Origin of the sequence: Streptomyces sp. NBC_01460 (genome assembly GCF_036227405.1) — a bacterium.
Lineage (GTDB): Bacteria > Actinomycetota > Actinomycetes > Streptomycetales > Streptomycetaceae > Streptomyces.
Window position 1 is genome coordinate 5,155,625 of the sequence record NZ_CP109473.1, and the last position, 16,973, is coordinate 5,172,597.

Genomic DNA, 16,973 nt, shown 5'->3' on the forward strand with positions numbered 1-16,973 from the left:
CGTAGCCTGCGATGACCATGCCTTCCTCCGTCTCCCCGGCCGGCCCGGCCGCCCCCGCGCACGCGCCGCAGCCCGCCCCCGAACCCCGACCGCACCGCGAACACCGGTACGACGTCGATCTGCTCCGGCTGATCTGTTCGGTCGGCGTGATCCTCTGCCACACCGGCTCCGCGTTCGTGAACGCCGCGGGCCGCGAGGCCGCGAACGGCCCCGGCACCTACTGGGCGGGGCTGGTGGCGGACTCGGCGGGCCGCTTCGCCGTACCGCTGTTCTTCGCGATGGCCGGCTGGGTCGTCCTGGCCGGCGCCCCGGTCCGGGACGGACGGCAGCTGTGGCGGCGGATCGTCCGGATCGTCGTGCCCCTCGCCGTGTGGAGCGTGCTCTACATCGCCTGGGGCAGGCTGCGGGGCACCAACGACGCGCCGGCGGGGGACCTGGCGTTCGACGCGCTGTTCGCCTCGATCCGCCCGGCGTACCACCTCTGGTACCTCTACGCCTACATCCCCGTGATCATGCTCCTCGGCTTCGCCGCCCTGGTGAAGTCCGGGGTGAAGTCCGGGGTGACGTCCGGCAAGCGTCCCTGGGGCACCGGGATCGCCCTCCTCGCCCTGGGGGCCGCCCCGACCCTGTTCGGCGACCTGGCGCGGACGACGGACCTGGACCTGCCGCGCTTCGGGTGGGGCTTCGGCCCGTACCAGCTGATCTACGCGGCCCTCGGCGCCCTGGTCCTCGCGCTGCCGTCGGTCCCGTCGGGCCGCCGGCGTCTGTGGTGGCTCCTGCCGGCGGTCGCGGCCCTGGCGGCGATCGTCGCGTACCAGCACCGCGTGCACTACACGATCCCGTACGCGAGCGTCCTGGTCGCCCTGCTCGGCGCGGGAGTGCTGTTCTCCCTGCACCGGGTCCGTGTGCCGGACCGCCTGCGCCCGGCCCTGACCCGCCTGGCGGGTGCCTCGTTCGGCGCGTACATGATCCACGTGCTGGTCCTGGGCGTCCTCACCGACGTCCTCGTGGACACGGACCTGAGCCTGCCGGTGGCGGCGGCCCTGGTGATCGGTGTCACCGCCGCCACGGGCGCCGTCTCCTTCGGTGCGGCGCTCCTCTGGACGCGCCTCGGACTGACCCGCTTCCTGGGCTGATCCCGGCTCGTCAGCGGCGCTTGAGCGCCCGCGCCCGCCGTGCGAGACGGCGCAGTGCGGGGCTCCGGCTGACGAAGGCCAGGCGCGCGGGCACCACGCCGGGGAGGGCCAGCGATCCCAGCCGGCGCCGCTTGAAGTACCGCCAGGTCCGGGCGTTCAGGTGGGCGGCGAGGTAGCGCTCCGCCGCCGGACGGAGGTCCGGGCGGACGCGGGGCCGCATCGCGAAGGCGACCGCCGGCAGCAGACCGTCGAGGGCCTCCGCCACCGCGGCCCCGGTGACCTGCGGCCCGTCCGGAACGCCGGCGGGCCCGGCCAGATCGGGCAGCAGGGCGTCGACGATCGTGGCCGGGATCCGCGCCGGGTTCTCGTACGGGGTCAGGCGCTCCAGGAGGGCGCCCGTCCCGGCCCTGGCCACCGGCAGGCCGTGGTGCGCCGCCGCCGTGACCAGAGCCGTCGAGGAGCAGCCGACGACGAGTGCGGGGCGCAGCCGATCGAGCAGGACCTCGGCGGGGACGGATTCCGGGACCGTCAGTTCCGCGCCGAGGCGCGCGGCCTCCGCCCGCAGGGCCGGGCGGACGGGACCCGAGCCACGGGGGTGGGGCACGAGGACGAGACGGGTGTGGCCGAGCGCGACCGTGCCCCGGACCATCCGCAGGCGGAGCTCCGCCTCCTCGGCGTCGGGGAACGTTCCCGTCCCGGGGAGGAGCAGGAGCGCGCACCCCTCGGCGGCCTCGACCTCCGGCGCTGCGTCGGCCAGCTCCCCGAAGACCTTCCGGAGGGCCTCCGTGGGCACGGGCCGGGACGGGACGCCGAACTCACCCAGCAGCAGGGGCCGCAGTCCGGGGAGGAGATCCGGATGGAGGAGCTGCCGGACGCGGGTGCCGATCAGCGGCGGAACCTTGCCGGGCGTCGGGCCGTACCCGGTCAGGCCGTCCGCGTACACCGTCACCGGTCCGCCCGTGAAGATCTGCGCGAGCGACTGGGAGGGGGCCGTGTGCGGTGACTCCAGGGCCAGCTCGACCTCCTCGTCCCCGAGGTCCCACGCGCGTCGCAGATGGCGCTCCCACAGCGGTACGTCGTCGGGGCGGGGAGACCAGGCGGCCGGGTGCAGGGGGAAGACCGTGTCGTTCCACGAACGCACCTCGTCGAAGCGCGCGCGCAGCCGGTCGAACCCGGGCGCCGTGCCGACCGGGGTCTGCGCCTCGGGGACCGCCGTGGTGTCGCACAGCAGGAGGACGCGGCGGCGGGACTCGCCGAAACAGCCGGAGTCGAGTGCCGCGGCGAGCAGCGCGGTGCCGCGGAGGCCGGAGGCGACGAAGATCTGGGTGGTCACGCGGCTGTCGCTCCCTCGGTGGCGGCGGCCCGGCGGCGCAGCCTGCGCAGCACGGTCGCCCGTTCGGTGTCCATGGAGTCCAGGACGTCGTCGAGCACCTGACGGGGCATCCGGCCGAGCGCCGCCGCGCAGCGTGATTTCAGCGTGCGGGCCACCGCCGGCTCGAATTTTCCGATCTCTCCCATGTGATGGGAAATGACGGCGCAGTAGGTCCGCACCGCTTTCGGCATCAGTGTGTCCGCGTCACGGTCAGCCGCCGTATCGGAGATCACCTGGTCGTACGCGCGAATGAAATCGAGTTGCCGCTCGTCACCGATCTGGGTCAGGGACGTGGTGACGCCGCGCCGGTAGAAATGGCCCAGCGTTCCCAGGACCGCGAAGGATTCCGCCTCCCGGTGCAGCCGCCAGATCCACGGCCGGTCCTCTGCGGTCCGCAGCCCGTCGGTGAAGCGCAGAAGCCCCCGGTCCAGCAGGCTTCGGTGGTAGAGCCCCGCCCAGGCGAACGCGTAGTCCACCGAGGTCGTCCGGCCGGCGGGCAGGATCGCGTCCCTCGGGTCGCTCACCACCCCGCGCGGACCGTGCGGGACACGGCGTACCGTGCGGGCCGTGCCGGTGACCTGGACATGGTCCGTACGCACGAACGCGCAGTCCAGGGCCTCGGCCTGCGCCAGCAGGCGGGAGTAGTGGCCGGGCGCCAGCCAGTCGTCGCCGTCGAGGAAGGCGATGTACTCGCCGCGGGCCGCGTCCAGGCCGGTGTTGCGGGCGGTGGCCAGGCCCGCGTTGCGTTCGTGTGCGCGCACGACCACCCCCTCGATACCGTCCCGGGCCCGGCGCAGGAGTTCCGCCGTCCCGTCGGTCGAACAGTCGTCGACGAGGATGAACTCGAAGTCCTCGCGGCTGTTGGCCCGCAGACTTCTGAGCGTATCGGGGGCGTATGCCTGGACGTTGTAGAACGGCACGATGACGGAGAGCTTAACCACCCGCGTCACGCTAGACGCGGCCCCGGCATTTCCCCCGACCCCCGCCCGTACGGAAAGTGAACGACGCGCGGCGGAAAGGTGAACCCGCTTGTGGGCGCAGCCGAATCGGCGGATATCCGAGGGGAATCCCCAACCGTCGACCGGCTGTTAACCATTTGTTGCCACCGCGTTGGGCCGCGGATCGAAATGGCTTCCTAGCTTTTACGACGTGCCCCCTCGTACCGATGACGCGGCCTCTCCGGCCGCCACCCCCGCAGCCGACCGTGCGGCGCTCCGCATAGCCGTGCTCGCCGACTCCGACACCCGGTGGAAATGGGGCGCGCTCACCGCGCGCCGCCTCTCCGGGACCCCGGCGACCGGCACGGCCGAGCGCCCTGTCGAGCTCAGCGGGCTGCTGCTGCGCGGCCGGGCCACGCCGACGCCCCGCCAGCTCGCCGAAGTCGGTGACGTCGGCGTCGACGCCGCCCGGGTGCGCGAGGTGACGGCCGTCGAGTTCCTGCACACGGTGCGGGACGAGGCGTACGACGTCGTCGTCCTCGCCCTCGTCGGCGGCGCCGTCCAGGCGATGCTGCACGGCCTGGCCGCTCTGGACCTGCCCCGCAGGCCCGTCGTCGTCACGGGCTACGTCGGGGTCGTCTACGAGAAGCTCGCGGACGGCCTCCTGCTGCGCCACGGCGCGGACGTCGTCCTCGCCAACTCCCGCCACGACGCCGAGCGGTTCCGCGCGGTGTACGAAGGGGTCGGCGCCGACGCCTCGTCCGTCACGGAAGCGGCCCTGCCGTTCCTCGGGGGCGAGCCCCACGAGGCGCTGGAGGGCCGCGACACCGTGGTGTTCGCCGCCCAGCCCTCCGTCCCCGAGTCCCGCGCCGACCGCACGTACCTGCTGCGCCGGCTCGTCGAGCACGCCCGGCTGCACCCCGGGCGCGAGGTCCTGCTGAAGCTGCGCTCCAAGCCGGGCGAGCACACCACGCACATCGAGGAGCTGCCCTACCAACGCCTCGCGGAGCGGATCCCCGGCGGCCTGCCGCCCAACTTCCGCCTCGTCTACGGGCACATGGGCGAGGTGCTGGACCGCACCGACCTGCTGGTCACCGTCTCCTCGACCGCGGCCCTGGAGTCCCTGCACCGGAGGATCCCGACCGCGATCCTCTCCGACCTCGGCGTCCGCGAGGCACTCGGCAACCACCACTTCATCGGCTCCGGGCTGATCACCTCCTGGGACCACCTCGACGGCGGCCGCCGCCCGGAGCCCGACGAGGAGTGGCTGGCCGGCCAGGGCGTCGCCGCCGACGGCAGCTACGGCACGGCCTACGACACCGCCCGCGCCCGGGTCGCGGCGCTGCTCGCCGCCGGGCCGCTCCCCGCCCTGGCCCCCTACTACACGCCCGCCACCGCGCCCGGATACCTCCCCGGCATCCTCGCCCGCCACCACCTGGGCCCCGACGGCCGGCCGCTGCCCGGCGCCGTCACGCCGAAGGAGACCGGCCGGGTCCGGGGCGCCGTCCGCGACACCGTGCGCAACGCGGCGCGCGGCGCCTACCGCCACGGCGTCCAGCGGGTCGCCCCCGTGATCCGGCGGATGGGCGAGCTGTGACCACCGATTCAGGAGCATCCATGACCCCGACCCCCACCGTGCTCGCCGTGATCCCCGCCCGCGGCGGATCCAAGGGCGTGCCCGCGAAGAACCTCGCCCGGGTCGGCGGCGTACCGCTCGTCGCCCGCGCGGTCCGCGCCTGCCTCGCCTCGCCCGAGGTCACGGACGTCGTCGTGACGACCGACGACCCGGCCATCGCCGACGCGGCCCGGACCGCGGCGGAGGCGCTCGGCGAGGACACCCGGCTGCACTGCGTCCAGCGCCCCGCCGCCATCGCCGGGGACACCGCGACCAGCGAGGCGGCGGTCCTGCACGCCCTGCACGCCTACGAGACGGCGGCGCACGGCCGGAAGGCCGACGTGGTCCTCCTGGTCCAGTGCACGAGCCCCTTCATCACCCGGGACGACATCGACGGCGTCGCCGCCGCCGTCGCCCGCGAGGGCGCCGACACCGCCGTCACGGTCGCCCCCTTCCACGGCTTCGTGTGGCGGGACGGCAGCGCGGTCGAGGACGACACCTACGGCGTCAACCACGACAAGGCCGTACGCCCCCGCCGCCAGGACCGGCCCCAGGACTACCTGGAGACCGGCGCCGCGTACGCCATGGACGTCGAGGGGTTCCGCACCCACCGCCACCGCTTCTTCGGCCACACCGCGCTCGTGCCGACCGACCCCGCCCGGGTCCTGGAGATCGACGACCCGCACGACCTGGCCCGCGCCCGCGCCCTCGCGCCGCTCCTGGACCCCTCACCGTTCCCCACCCGGGCGGACATCGACGCCGTCGTCCTCGACTTCGACGGCACACAGACCGACGACCGCGTCCTCATCGACTCCGACGGCCGCGAGATCGTCGCCGTGCACCGCGGCGACGGCCTCGGTGTCGCCGCCCTGCGCCGGGCCGGCGTACCGGTCCTGATCCTCTCCACGGAACAGAACCCGGTCGTCGCCGCCCGTGCCCGCAAACTCCAGGTCCCCGTCCTGCACGGCATCGACCGGAAGGACCTGGCACTCAAGCAGTGGTGCGAGGAGCAGTCCATCGCTCCCGACCGCGTGCTCTACGCCGGCAACGACGTCAACGACCTGGCGTGCTTCGGCCTGGCGGGCTGGCCCGTCGCCGTGGCGAACGCCCACGACTCGGTACGCGCCGCCGCGCGCGCCGTGACCACCAACCCCGGCGGTTCCGGCGCCATCCGCGAGATCGCGGCATGGCTCCTGGGCCCCACCCTCACCCTCTCCACCGAAACCCCCGACACCCCCACCACGTAAGGAAGCACCACCATGAGCAGCACCTCCCGTCTGCGCACGTTCGGCACCCGCACCGCCGGTCCCGGCCACCCCGTCTACGTCACCGGCGAGATCGGCATCAACCACAACGGCGACCTCGACAACGCGCTCGCGCTGATCGACGTGGCCGCCGAAGCCGGCTGCGACGCGGTCAAGTTCCAGAAGCGCACCCCGGAGATCTGCACCCCGCGCGACCAGTGGGACATCGAGCGCGACACCCCCTGGGGCCGGATGACGTACATCGACTACCGCCACCGCGTGGAGTTCGGCGACGCCGAGTACACCGCCATCGCCGAGCACTGCGCCAAGCGCGGCATCGACTGGTTCGCCTCCCCGTGGGACACCGAGGCCGTCGCCTTCCTCGAGAAGTTCGACGTCCCCGCCCACAAGGTCGCCTCCGCCTCCCTCACCGACGACGAGCTGCTCCGCGCCCTGCGCGCCACCGGCCGCACCGTCATCCTCTCCACCGGCATGTCGACGCCGAAGCAGATCCGTCACGCGGTCGAGGTCCTCGGCAGCGACAACATCCTGCTCTGCCACGCCACGTCGACGTACCCGGCGAAGGCCGAGGAGCTCAACCTGCGGGTCATCAACACCCTCCAGCAGGAGTACCCGAACGTCCCGATCGGCTACAGCGGCCACGAGACCGGCCTGCAGACGACCCTTGCGGCCGTCGCGCTCGGCGCCGCGTTCGTCGAGCGCCACATCACCCTGGACCGCGCCATGTGGGGCTCCGACCAGGCCGCCTCCGTCGAGCCGCAGGGCCTCACCCGCCTCGTCCGCGACATCCGCACCATCGAGGCGTCGCTCGGCGACGGGGTCAAGAAGGTCTACGAGTCCGAGCTCGGCCCGATGAAGAAGCTCCGCCGGGTCGCGGGCGTCGTCGCCGAGGGCGAGAACGCGCCGGCCGCCGAGCCGGTCGCGGTCTGACGGGCCGACCGGTGAACCTCGCCTTCGTCGAGAGCCCGGTCCAGCTCCTGAACGTCCTGGAGTGGACCCACACCAGGGGAGGCCACGACGACACCACGGTCGTCGTCCTCCCCCCGGTCGACCCGATGTCGCGCGGCCAGCTGCGCAGGATGGCGGAGCTGGCCCGCGACGAGGGCATCGCCGTCCGCTGGCAGGAGGCGCGCGGGGAGAACGGCGCGCCTCTGAAGGCCCTGCGGGCGCTGACCGGCCTGATCCGCAAGGCCGACCGCATCGTCATCGGGGATCCGTTCTCCCGGTACGTGCAACTGCTCCTCAGCCTGGTCCGCACCCGCCGGATCACGGTCGTCGACGACGGCACCGCCACCATGGAGTTCGTCGCCCAGCTGGCCCGTGGCGAACGCCTGGTGCGCTGGCACCGCCGGGGGAGCGGGGGACCGCGCGAACTGCTCCTGGCCCCGGTCACCTCCGCGGCCCGCCGCAGCTTCACCCCGTCGGCGACCCGGTCCGTCGAGGTGTTCACCGCGATGCCGGTGGAGGCTCCCACCGGCATCGAGGTCACCGCGAACACCTTCGCCTGGACCCGGGACCGCTTCGGCCCGCCCCTCATCACCAAGGGCGCCGACCTGGTCGGCACCTCCCTGGTGGAGACGGGCGTGGTCGACCCCGTCCCGTACCAGGAGGCGGTCACCTCGCTCGCCCGCGCCCATGGCGCCACCCGCTACTTCGCCCACCGGCGCGAATCCGCCGACAAGCTCCACGCCCTGGAATCCGCCACCGGCCTGGAGATCGTCCGCCCGGACCTCCCTCTGGAACTCATCGCCCGCAGGGGCCCCATCGGGCACACGGTCCTGAGCTTCCCGTCGACGGTGGTCCACACCCTCCCGCTGGCCCTCACGGGCACGGGCGTGAAGGTCGCCGTCTGCGACATAGCGCCGGAATGGCTCCGCGACACGGCGTCCCCCCGCGCCCAGGGCTTCCTGAGCGGGGTCACGGAGACGGCCAAGGACGTGCAGCGGCTCGCGCCGTGGCGGGTCACGGCGGTCACCGCGGTCACGGAGGGGTGAGGGAGCGGGAGCCCGGCGCGGCCGGGCCCTACCGGTCCGCGCCCGGCCAGACGGTCAGGTCCCCCTGGAGGAAGGCGAGGTCCGGCAGGGCGGTCGACTTCGTCCGGACCACGAACAGCCCGATGTTGCCCTTGTCGTCCTTCATGCAGAACTCGGTGCCGGCGGCGGCCGCGGCCAGCGTCCAGCTGTGACTCCTGGCGCTGTGGAGCATGAGACGGCACTCGTCGAGGGCCGTGCCGTGACCTCCGAAGATCTGCATGAACACGGTGTGCTCGCCCTTCAGATCACAGCTGACCGACGCGCAACTGAGGTGGATGTCGCCCTTGTCGCCCTTCATGGACGGGGGGTTCGCGAGGCTCAGCCGGTGCTTCGCGTCCACCGTCACCGGGGCGAACACCTCCGGCCACGGATCCCCGTTCGCGTCCCTTCCGGACGCGCCGCTCCCGGAGGCGTCGTCACCGGCCCCGACCGCCGAGGGGCCGGATGAACCCGATCCGTCCGGCTGATCCGGGGAGGGGCCGTCGGAAGAGCCCTGCGCGGAGGCGGACGCGGACGACCGTGCGGCAGGCTCCGTCGCGGACGTCCCGGAGCCGGCTGTGTCCCGGTCACCGAGCCGGTTCAGCACATCCGTGAGGGTCCACGCCAGCCCCGCCACCAGCAGTGCGCCTCCCGTCACCGCGGCGGCGGTGACCAGCACGGTGCGCCGGCTGCGGGCCCTGCGCTCCTCCACCGTCAGCTGCTTCTGCGGCCACCCGGACTGCGGCTGCGGCTGCGGCTGCGGATGAGGCGGGGCGAGCAGGGGCGCCGGTGCGGTCCCGGCCGTACGCGCGAGCTCCGGCGGCTGCGGGCAGGCCGGGGTCGGGTCGGGCACCGGCGCCGGTACCACCGTCCGCGGCCCGGCGACCTCCCGCCACACGGCGGGCCCCCCACCCGCGTCGGCCTCCGCCCCCAGGCGCTGCCGGCACCACTCCACCACCTCCGCGGGCGTGGCGCGCTCCGCCGGTTCGGCTGCCAGGCACCGGGCGAACAACGGACGCAGCGACTCGGGCAGCAGCGACAGCTCGGGTGCGGAGTGCAGGATCCGGTACTGGACGTTGACGGCGGAACCGTCGCCGTAGAGCGTCCGCCCCAGTGCCGCGAACGCCGCCGTCTGACCGAGCGCGAAGATGTCGGCCGCCGGAGTGATCTCACCGCCGGACACCTGCTCCGGTGACATGAAGGAAGGCGTGCCGATCGTGCTCCCCGGCGCGGTGTACGACGTCCCGTCGGCGGCCAGCGCTATACCGAAGTCGATCACCCGTGGACCGTCGAGAGCCAGCAGCACGTTCGACGGTTTCAGGTCCCGGTGCACGATGCCCTCGGCGTGGATGGCCTGCAACGCCTCGGCCACCCCGGCCATCAGCCACAGCACGGCCGGTACCGGCAGCGGACCGCGTCGGGTCACCGCCTCCGTCAGCGACGGCCCCGGCACGTACAGCGTGGCGAGCCACGGCGGTACGCCGTCGGCGTCGGCGTCGATCAGCTCGGCGGTGTACGCCCCCTTGACCTGCCGCGCCGCCTTGATCTCCCGGGCGAACCGTCTTCGGAAGTCAGGATCGTCGGCCAACTCCGGCCGGACCACCTTGATCGCCACGGGGCGGCCGCCCTGCGTGTGCGACAGATAGACCCGGCCCATCCCCCCGGCGCCCAGTCGCGCGGCGAACCGGTAACCCCCCACCGAGGACGGATCGTCGGACTGGAGCGGCTGGAAGACCTCTGCGGCATGGCTCATCAGCCGTGTACCCCCCACTTTTGACGCATTGGCCAACGGCAGCAGCCTAAGTGGAGTGCCTGCAGGGCTCGTTACTGGATCCGCTCCTGGTCGGTGTGTCCTCTCAGCGGCGGGCCGCGCCCCGGCCGGCCGGGGCGATGCGGACCCGCTCCGTGGCGGGAGCGGCCTCGATGTCGTCGAGTTGGGCGATGACGGTGCTCCGCAGGTCGTCGTAGTCCGCGAAGACGAAGTCGTTGAACAGGGTGTAGCCCGTCCACATCAGGTTGGCGCAGACACGCGCGGGCACCCGGCCGGTACGGGCCCCCATGCCGACGAGGGCCACCGACCGGATGCTGCCCGGCGCCCTCTTGTTCTGCTGGTGGACCGCCTGGAACGCGGCGGCGCAGGCCAGGGCCACGTTCAGGGTCTCGCTGACGTTCTGCGAGGACTCCGCCATCGTCGGTGTCGGTATGAGGAACGTCGGCTCGACCGCTCCGGAGGGCACACAGACGGAACTCCCCACCGGGAGGCTCCCGCCGAACCCGTCACGGATCGCCCGCTGGACCCGGAGCTGGATGCCGGCGCCGAGGTGCCGCTTGATGGCCGCGTCCGCTCCGCCGTCCATGCGTCCGCGGGAGTTGGTGGGGTTGACCCACGCGTCCACCTTCGCGTCGAGGATGGAGCCCTTCCTGATCTCGACCTCCGGCGTATCGGCGAACGCGGCGCGCCAGGCCTCCACGACAGCGGAGTTCAGGTCCGTCAGGACGACCCGGACAGGCTGCGACTGCACACGGTTCGCGGTCATCTTGCACTCCGATCGAGAGGTGTTCTCCACTGCTCACGACGCTACTGCGCACCACTGACATCGACGGGTGCGGCGGGTTCTGCCGCCGGTCCCGGACCGTGCCGTGGCTTCCCGGCAGATCTCGCCGGCGGGGATGAAACATTCTCCGGCGGTCACCGCATCTAGAGGGTGTGGAAGAAAGAGGGGGTGACGGATGAGACAGCCCAAGGAGGCCGCCTTCCGTGAGTTCGCGGAAGCGCGTATGGGGCCTCTGTTCCGGTCCGCGTGCCTGCTGACCGGCGGTGACACGCATCTCGCCGAGGATCTCGTGCAGGAGACGCTCGGCCGGATGTACGCGATGTGGGGGCGCTCGTCGCGCATAGGGAACCCCGCGGCGTACGCCCACACCGTCCTGGTGCGCTGCTATCTCCGGTACCGGCGCAGGAAATCCTCCGGGGAGCGCCCGATCGGAGAACTGCCGGACCGGCCGGGGGAGTCGGCCGGGGACGCGTCCCTGAGGGTGGCACTCCTCGACGCGCTGCGCGGTCTGCCGCCGAAGGACCGCGCGGTGATCGTGCTGCGGTACTGGGAGGACCGGTCGGTCGTGGAGACCGCCGACGCGCTGCACGTCAGCTCGGCGGCGGTGCGGACCCGCAGCACCCGTGCGCTCGCCCGGCTGCGTGACCAACTGGGCGACAGCATCGGCGAGCTGGCCGTGCACTGAGCCCGTCCGGGCGCCGAGCCTGTCCGGGCACCGCGATCTTCTCGCGCTTCTTCCTGATTCTTTTTCCTTTCCCAAGTATGAGGACGGTGGTGGACGCATGTCCGAAAACGGCGCGCAGGAGGACCGGAGCGCCTTCGAGGGCCGGCTCGACGCGGCGATGAAGCGGACGGGAGAAGGGTTCTCCGCAGCAGGACGACCGCTCGTCGACGGAGCGGTCACGCGCGGCCGGCGCCGGACGGTGCTGCGCCGCAGCGCCGTGGTGACCGGGAGCGCGATGGCGCTGGCCGTGATCGGTCTCGGCGGGTCGTTCGTCACCGGAGGCGGAGGCGGAGGCGGGGGCGGGTCGCAGGGCGGTGGCGACGGGGCCGCCGTGGGGTCGCAGTCGACCAAGGTCGCGGGCGGTGACAAGGGTGCGTCGGAGAGCCCAAATTCCGCGCAGGAGGTGACCAGGGTGCTCGAAGGGCTGCTGCCGGAGGGGGAGGTCACCCGGCCGAAGATCCCCGTTACCCGTGGCACGGGCGACAAGAAGGAACTGCGGGCACCCTTCGCCTCCGTCGTGTACGACGACGGCCACGGGAAGGCGGCAGTGTCGGTGGGGCTGAGCCGACAGGACCCCGAGGCGCCGCCGAACGAGGACGATCTCTCCTGCCCGGACAAGAACCTGACCCCGTTCGAGGCCTGCTCGGCGAAGACGCTGGAGGACGGGTCGCACCTGGTGCTGTTCCAGGGCTGGGAGTACCCGGACCGGCGCGTGGAGACCAAGCGGTGGTACGCGGACCTGCTGACACCCGAGGGGTACCGGATCACGGTGTCCGAGTGGAACGCGGCGGCGGAGAAGGATGCTCCCGTCAGCCGGCCCACCCCGCCGCTGTCGCCGGAGCAGCTGACGGCACTGGTCCGGTCCGAGGCCTGGAACCCGGTCGCCGCGTCCCTGCCCGCTCCCGTGGAGCAGCCGCTGGAACAGCCGATCCCGCAGGGGCAGAGCGGCGAGGAGATCCTGGCCGAGCTGACCGAGCAGCTCCCCGCGCGGCTGACGGTGAAGGACTCGGGGAAGCAGGAGGGGGAGTACGCGTACGTCGTGGTCGACGACGGCCGGGGCCGGAGCTTCGTGCAGATCAACGTCCAGCAGGGCATGTCCGGCGTCGAGGGCGACCTCTTCGGCCCCGACGCGGAGGTCCTGCCGGACGGTACGAAGGTCGCGACGCGCAAGGACGCGGGGGAGAAGGGCGGTGCGGGCGTGAAGATGTGGTCGGCCGACACGATGCGCCCCGACGGCTTCCGGGTGGTGATCTCCGCCTTCAACACGGGGAACCAGAACGAGGCGGCCTCCCGTGAGGACCCCGCCCTGAGCATCGCCGAACTGAAGAAGATCGCCACGAGCGGGGTGTGGCTGCGCTAGAGCCTCCCGTCCGGATCAGGCCGCGGGTGTCCCGCCAGGGGTGGGGAGCCCGCGGCCGTCCGTCGCGGACCCGCGGGGGACTCCGCCGCGGATCCACAGGGGAGGGCGCGGCTGTCAGTGCCCGGGGATATAACTCGTCCTCACATGCGGGGGCCGGATGTGAGGACGACACGGCCCGCCGATGTCATGCCCCAGCACGGACCGACACCGCGGAGCACCTTCACCATGAGCGATGCCACCACCCCTGCTCAGCCCGACCCGAACGACCCCCTGGCCCTGGCCGCACTCTTCGAGGGCGGCGGGGAACCGTGGCTTCCGCTGCTGAAGCCGGTCATCGAGTCCCGTGCGGACGCGGCCGAGTTCATCGGTCCGGGCCGCGGAGCGGGCGTCGTCCCCGTGCGCGAGCTGACCTTCCAGGCGCTCAAGCCCAATCCGCCGCACAAGTGGAAGGTCGTCGTCTTCGGCCAGAACCCCTACCCGCGGCCGGAGAGCGCCACCGGCATCGCCATGTTCGACAACACCTTCCACGACTGGAAGGACAGCCAGTTCGGCCGGGTGGTCAGCATCCGCTGCATCATCAAGGCCGCGGCGATGTGGAAGTACGGCATACCCAAGAAGACCCCGATCGCCGACGTGCGCGCGCTCCTGAAGGAGCACGACACCGTCCAGCCGCCGGAGTGGTTCCAGGCGATGCTCACCCAAGGGGTGCTGCTGCTGAACGCGGCGCTCACCGCCAGTGGTGACGGCGCGATGGCGACCGACCAGCACACCAGGTTCTGGCGTCCGGCCGTCGAGCGGATCGTCGAGGAGATCCTCAGGGCCAAGCAGAACGCCGACGACGAGGACCGCGGGGTCGTCTTCGCCTGGTGGGGGGCTCATGCGCGGAGCCTGAAGAACGTCGTCCTCCGCATCCAGAAGAAGTACCCCGACGTCGAGGTCCGGCACATCGACCACCCCAACCCCGCGGCACAGGGCGACGTCTTCTGCGAGGGCGAGCACTTCGGGACGGTCAACGCCGCACTCGCCTCGATGGGTGCCGACGAGATCGACTGGCTGCCGAGCAAGGGGTGGAACGCGGACGACGTGGGGGCCGGCGGGGAGGGCGGGGCCCTCGCGGACCGGATGGGCGCGTTCATCGCGTCGACCATGGAGCTGCACCAGCTCTATCTGGACCGGCTGGCGAGCGTCAAGGACGAGGGTCTCGTCCTCCCCGCGATCACCGGTGTGTTCGACACCCCGCTCCTGGACTTCCGGGAGGCCGTCGGCCCGGTGGCCTCCCTGCTGGCCGGCATCGACCGTCACGTCCTGCGCTCGCACGAGTTCGGCAAGAGGCGTGTGGAGGAGACGGCCGGTGAGCTCTCCGCCGACGCCATCGCCGCCCTGCACCTCTACACCTGCGAGTCCGCGTTCTACCGGGAGATCAACGCCGTCCTGCGCTCCCCGGACCGGGACCGGGTCGTGCCCTACCTGCCCTATCTGCGGCTCCTGTTCTCGGCGGTGTCCCGACTCCCCGCCCGTACGGAGCCGTTGTGGCGCGGAGTCGCGCTCGACCTCCGGGCGCAGTACCCGCTCGGCCGGACCGTGACCTGGTGGGGCGTGTCCTCGTGCACGTCCGAGCGTGGTGTGGCACGGGCGTTCCTCGGCGGACGCGGACGGCGGACGCTCTTCGAGGTGACCCCCGTCCGGGCGGTGGGCATCCGCAGCTTCTCCGCCTTCACCGGCGAGGAGGAGTACATCCTCTCGCCGGGCACACAGCTCAGGGTGACGGACGTCAAGGCGGACAAGAGCGGCCTGTTCACCGTGAAGCTGGAGGAGCTGGCGGAACAGACCCTCGTGTCCTGAGGCACCGTGTGGTGCCTGCCGGGCACGGTTTCGCCCGCCCTCAGCCCGGCGTACCGGCCTTCGTGCCCCCGGCCTGCGCACCGGGGACGCGCAGGCCGGAAGGGCGCAGGCTCCAGACCACGTCCCGCGGCTCCGTCTCCCCCTCGTCGTCCTGGTGCCGGTCGGCGACGACGCGCCCGCACTGCACGTAGCCCGTGCCGCTGCGGGATCTCAGGTGGACCACGAGGCGTGTGCCCCGCCACTTCGGCGGGACGCCGGATTCCTCGTAGACGCGGGAGAACGTGGAGTCGTCGACCGAGTGGAGTTCGAGCCCCTCGTAACGCTTCACGAGCTGCATGGACTCGACCGCTTCGAAGAGGAGATCCAGCCGGCAGTCCTCCACGCCGTCCATGCGGGAACGGAGCAACAGGGAGGAGTGGCTCACGCCGTAGTGCCAGACGCGGAAGGTCCGGTCGAAGCGGTGGAGGAGCGTGGACGGGGCGCTGCGGGAACCACTGGTCAACGGAGGTGCCCTTTCTGTCGTCGGCGCGTGTGCCGTCGCAGGGGTGTGGTGCGCGGTCGGGGCGTGTTCTGCCGGTCGGACTCCGGAGGGACCGCCGCCTGCGGGCCGCCCCTCCGGTAGCCGCCGTGCGTGCGCTCGTGCGGCATGAGGGCACGGTATGCGAACGCACCAGCCGTGGGGGCCCGATGGCGTGAGCTCGTCGACGGTCCGGGACGGAGCCGGTCCCGGTGCTCGGGTCCCGAAGCTCGGCCCCCGAGCTCCGGAATCGCTGGTTCACTCGTCCGAGGGATAGCCGCGGGGCGCGGGCCCGACGCTTGAGCTTCGGGATCCGAGGGCCGGGATCCGAGGGCCGGGAGTCGAGACGTGTCCTCATCCGGGTGGGAAAAGAAGGGTGGGAAAGAACCTTCCCCACCTCCCGACCCCGTCACGGTCAGAAAATATGACTCATCGTGACCGACTTGCGGCGCAGAGTCGCGACTGCTTACGGTGCCCCCAACTGAACGACCCCGGCGCGGTGTTCGAAGCACCAGGCCGGGGTCTCACCCCACGATCGAACAGGATCGATCCCGTGGCTATCGAGCACCCTAACTCCGGCCCGTGCGCACCCGCACTCTCCCGCCCCTACGCCAAGGCCAATCCCGGCTACGGCAAGCGCTCCGCCCCGGACCAACGCCCGGCGCGCCCCGACGACTTCGCCCTGCTGCCGGAGCGCGAGCGGTACGTCGCCGGTTACGTGGACCACCTGCCCGAAGGTGCGGCCATGGACATCAAGTCGCTGGCCAGGAGCTTGCCGCTGTACGGCCAGATGGCCGTCGGCAGCGCCCTGAGAGCCCTGGGGGTGGCAGGACACCTGCGCCACGTACGGATGCCCGCCGAGGCGGGCGGAAGCCAGGTCCGCTGGATCACCCGCACCTACTGGTCCCGTACGGCCCGCGACAACGAGTGGTGGACCGCGTTCCTCACCGGCTCGGCGGGCTGTGCGCCGACCTCCGCGTCCGCCCCTGCCCCCGCTCCTCCGGCCGCCCCTGGCGTCCCTGCCCCGCCGGTGCCGCGGCAGCGCACCCAGGAGCCCGGCCCCGTGCCCGCCGAGACCTCCGGCCCCTCACCCGCGTACCTCGCCCTCGCCCGTCTCGGCCGGACCGACGCCCGCCTCGCCCTCTCCGCCGCCGACTGCTCCGCCTTGGAGGGCCTGGCCGCCGCATGGCTCGCGCGGGGCGTGGGCGAGGAGTACCTGATCCGGGCCCTGGCGGCCGGGCTCCCCGACGCCATCGGCTCCCCGGTCGGCTTCGTGCGGAAGCGGCTCCGCGACCAGATCCCGCCCAGGGTGGCCGCCGCACCGGCCCCGGAAGCGCCGGGGGCACCCGCGCCCCGCCCGATGGTCGAGTGCGTGGAGTGCGGCGCGCCCGGCCGCGTCGAGGCGCTCCCGGACGGGCTCTGCCGCTCCTGCCGGACGCCCGCCCAGGACGCGGTGACGGAAGCGGTTCCGGCAGCGGCAACAGAGGCCGCTACCGCGCCGCCGCCCGGCGGGCGTGACGTCACGGCCTACGTCGGCACCCTCCGTGAGCTTCTCAGGCTCCCCTGACTCCGTGGGTGCGTGCCGCACCTTGCCCATCGCGGTGGAAAACGGCCCAGTTTACCCAGCGGCAGCATCC

The 16,973-nt window shown here is 72.6% G+C and carries 14 protein-coding genes; 9 read left to right on the forward strand and 5 right to left on the reverse strand.

Translation table 11 applies throughout. The features are described from left to right. Positions 1–11: 11 nt before the first annotated feature. Complete coding sequence (locus OG488_RS23340) at positions 12–1,136, forward strand: acyltransferase (protein ID WP_329232089.1); 1,125 nt, start codon at positions 12–14, stop codon at positions 1,134–1,136. Between the two features lie 10 nt (positions 1,137–1,146). On the opposite strand, the gene OG488_RS23345 is transcribed toward OG488_RS23340, so the two are convergent. Both OG488_RS23345 and OG488_RS23350 read right to left on the reverse strand, forming a co-directional pair. Continuing rightward, positions 1,147–2,469 carry a polysialyltransferase family glycosyltransferase gene (locus OG488_RS23345; protein ID WP_329232090.1) on the reverse strand — a complete coding sequence of 441 codons (1,323 nt, stop codon included), beginning with the start codon at positions 2,467–2,469 and terminating at the stop codon, positions 1,147–1,149. Beyond that, entirely contained in the window at positions 2,466–3,449 is a 984-nt protein-coding gene (locus tag OG488_RS23350; protein WP_329232092.1) for a glycosyltransferase family 2 protein, read from the reverse strand. The genes OG488_RS23345 and OG488_RS23350 overlap by 4 nt, the downstream gene beginning before the upstream one ends. A gap of 208 nt (positions 3,450–3,657) precedes the next feature. Here OG488_RS23350 and OG488_RS23355 point away from each other — a divergent pair, with 208 nt between their 5' ends. The 4 genes from OG488_RS23355 to OG488_RS23370 are packed head-to-tail and all read left to right on the forward strand — an operon-like array spanning position 3,658 to position 8,320. Then, positions 3,658–5,043 (forward strand): DUF6716 putative glycosyltransferase, encoded by a 1,386-nt coding sequence (locus OG488_RS23355; RefSeq protein WP_329232094.1) that lies wholly within the window; start codon positions 3,658–3,660, stop codon positions 5,041–5,043. 20 nt (positions 5,044–5,063) lie between these two features. Then, positions 5,064–6,308, forward strand: coding sequence for an acylneuraminate cytidylyltransferase (locus tag OG488_RS23360; RefSeq protein ID WP_329232096.1), 1,245 nt, complete (start codon positions 5,064–5,066; stop codon positions 6,306–6,308). Positions 6,309–6,320: 12 nt separating this feature from the next. Further along, entirely contained in the window at positions 6,321–7,256 is a 936-nt protein-coding gene (locus OG488_RS23365) for an N-acetylneuraminate synthase family protein (protein WP_329232098.1), read from the forward strand. An 11-nt stretch (positions 7,257–7,267) separates the two neighbouring features. Continuing rightward, positions 7,268–8,320: a hypothetical protein gene (locus OG488_RS23370; protein WP_329232099.1), complete on the forward strand. Its 1,053-nt coding sequence runs from the start codon at positions 7,268–7,270 to the stop codon at positions 8,318–8,320. Between the two features lie 28 nt (positions 8,321–8,348). On the opposite strand, the gene OG488_RS23375 is transcribed toward OG488_RS23370, so the two are convergent. Further along, a complete protein-coding gene (locus OG488_RS23375) occupies positions 8,349–10,091 on the reverse strand; it encodes a serine/threonine-protein kinase (RefSeq protein ID WP_329232101.1) in 1,743 nt (580 codons plus the stop codon). 103 nt (positions 10,092–10,194) lie between these two features. Then, a complete protein-coding gene (locus OG488_RS23380; protein ID WP_329232103.1) occupies positions 10,195–10,875 on the reverse strand; it encodes a macro domain-containing protein in 681 nt (226 codons plus the stop codon). 193 nt (positions 10,876–11,068) lie between these two features. Here OG488_RS23380 and OG488_RS23385 point away from each other — a divergent pair, with 193 nt between their 5' ends. The 3 genes from OG488_RS23385 (at position 11,069) to OG488_RS23395 (ending at position 14,819) form a co-directional block, all read left to right on the forward strand. Further along, positions 11,069–11,578: a SigE family RNA polymerase sigma factor gene (locus OG488_RS23385; RefSeq protein WP_329232105.1), complete on the forward strand. Its 510-nt coding sequence runs from the start codon at positions 11,069–11,071 to the stop codon at positions 11,576–11,578. A 97-nt stretch (positions 11,579–11,675) separates the two neighbouring features. Then, positions 11,676–12,977: a hypothetical protein gene (locus OG488_RS23390; RefSeq protein ID WP_329232107.1), complete on the forward strand. Its 1,302-nt coding sequence runs from the start codon at positions 11,676–11,678 to the stop codon at positions 12,975–12,977. Positions 12,978–13,202: 225 nt separating this feature from the next. Further along, positions 13,203–14,819 carry an ADP-ribosyltransferase domain-containing protein gene (locus tag OG488_RS23395; RefSeq protein WP_329232109.1) on the forward strand — a complete coding sequence of 539 codons (1,617 nt, stop codon included), beginning with the start codon at positions 13,203–13,205 and terminating at the stop codon, positions 14,817–14,819. A 40-nt stretch (positions 14,820–14,859) separates the two neighbouring features. Here the strand turns inward: OG488_RS23395 and OG488_RS23400 are convergent, their stop codons facing one another. After that, positions 14,860–15,321, reverse strand: coding sequence for a hypothetical protein (locus OG488_RS23400; RefSeq protein WP_329232111.1), 462 nt, complete (start codon positions 15,319–15,321; stop codon positions 14,860–14,862). 568 nt (positions 15,322–15,889) lie between these two features. On the opposite strand from OG488_RS23400, the gene OG488_RS23405 reads away from it, so the two are divergent. After that, positions 15,890–16,903 (forward strand): MarR family transcriptional regulator, encoded by a 1,014-nt coding sequence (locus OG488_RS23405; RefSeq protein WP_329232113.1) that lies wholly within the window; start codon positions 15,890–15,892, stop codon positions 16,901–16,903. The last annotated feature ends 70 nt before the right edge of the window (positions 16,904–16,973 follow it).